The following is a 1,236-nucleotide window of genomic DNA, read 5'->3' as shown; positions in this document are numbered from 1 at the left end:
TAATCCTTGTTAGATCAGAAAACCCAGGGGTTAAGGCGTGTTATCTCTGGGGTCTGAGTCGCGGTAATTGGAGTTGCCAAAAGGGTCTGGGGAATCTCTAGCCGAAGCAAATGATGAAGCTCAAGCCCAGAACGACGAGAGCCAAAGCAGAGCAGAAACTCACTGGACGATCTGAGTTTGTAGATCGCCGAAGCCTGAGCAGAGGTAAGTGCTGGGCGTAGGGCAGCAGTGGATTGAGTCTGGCCTTGACCTAAGCAGAGCGATGTTTCCCCATGTATTTTTAACTTTACCACCTGCACACTTTTGGAAGAAAGTTATGTCGGAAGTTAGGCGATATGAAATTCAGTGATGTGCTGCTGTGCCTCTCTTTCTATGAGCAACGCCAGGCCGAGATTTACAATCGGCTGACTGAGCGTGGACATATTCCCAGGCTGTCGTACGTGCGGCAAACCCTGAAGAGGCTCACCACAGATGGGCTGGTTGTCACAAGGAAAACTGAAGGAGGAGAATTTTTCTACCGGTTGGCAGAAGGTGAAGCCGTTGAAGCGGTCCTTAATGACGCATGAGCAAAGGCTGAGGCAGAGTCCCAGCGAACAAGTCAAATCATGAGTGCAGTGTTAAAGCCAGTGGTCTTCATGAATCTTAATTGTAGGGAATCACATAATTTTGGCTGTCCTTACCTCTAACTTTCCACTACACGCACAGGACACACGGGTTTGAATTGGTAAAGCGTGCAACCCGATGATCGGAATGCGAGCTTTAAAAGGTGGTCTCTTATGAATAAAGTCCTGTTCCTTTCACTTATCCTGTCTGTCTCCTCTGTGGCTTTAGCGCAAGATACAACCACCGATACCACAACCACGGACACCACGACCACCGCGCCGCTCGATCCCAACAACGACGGAGTGGTGGACACCAACAACAATGGCCGGGCCGACACCCGCGAGTTCCCATGGGGCCTGCTGGGCCTGATTGGGCTGGCAGGACTGGCAGGTCGCAACCGCCATACCGCCACGCCTGTGCGTGTGGAAACCAGGGACACCACCCGTCCATAACGTTCTCCAGCATGCAGAGCGCTCGCCTTGGATTCATTTGGGGCGAGCGCTCTGCATGTTGATTTGTGAATAGAGAGCCCTGGGTAAGACTCAGGAGTTGCACCTGCATAACTGGCAGTAAAGCGCTCCCAGCCGGGAGAATCTGAGAATGTCAAAGTCACAGATTCCGGGGGAGCGCGTC

Annotated in this window: 2 protein-coding genes; both read left to right on the top strand. The window is 52.2% G+C overall.

What is annotated here, in order from left to right:
* Positions 1-335 precede the first annotated feature (335 nt).
* Complete coding sequence (locus tag Q319_RS0123605; protein WP_029484807.1) at positions 336-566, top strand: hypothetical protein; 231 nt, start codon at positions 336-338, stop codon at positions 564-566.
* A 210-nt stretch (positions 567-776) separates the two neighbouring features.
* A complete protein-coding gene (locus tag Q319_RS0123600) occupies positions 777-1,055 on the top strand; it encodes a WGxxGxxG-CTERM domain-containing protein (RefSeq protein WP_029484806.1) in 279 nt (92 codons plus the stop codon).
* Positions 1,056-1,236: the final 181 nt, after the last annotated feature.

The organism is Deinococcus marmoris DSM 12784 (assembly GCF_000701405.1).
Taxonomy (GTDB): domain Bacteria; phylum Deinococcota; class Deinococci; order Deinococcales; family Deinococcaceae; genus Deinococcus; species Deinococcus marmoris.
The sequence above is the reverse complement of the archived record's forward strand: the minus strand, read 5'-3'. Positions and strand labels throughout refer to the sequence as shown.

What these genes read in the sequence shown, in the direction of transcription:
- Q319_RS0123605 (WP_029484807.1), top strand. Translation starts at nt 336, where the DNA reads ATGAAATTCAGTGATGTGCTGCTGTGCCTCTCTTTCTATGAGCAACGC.
- Q319_RS0123600 (WP_029484806.1), top strand. Translation starts at nt 777, where the DNA reads ATGAATAAAGTCCTGTTCCTTTCACTTATCCTGTCTGTCTCCTCTGTG.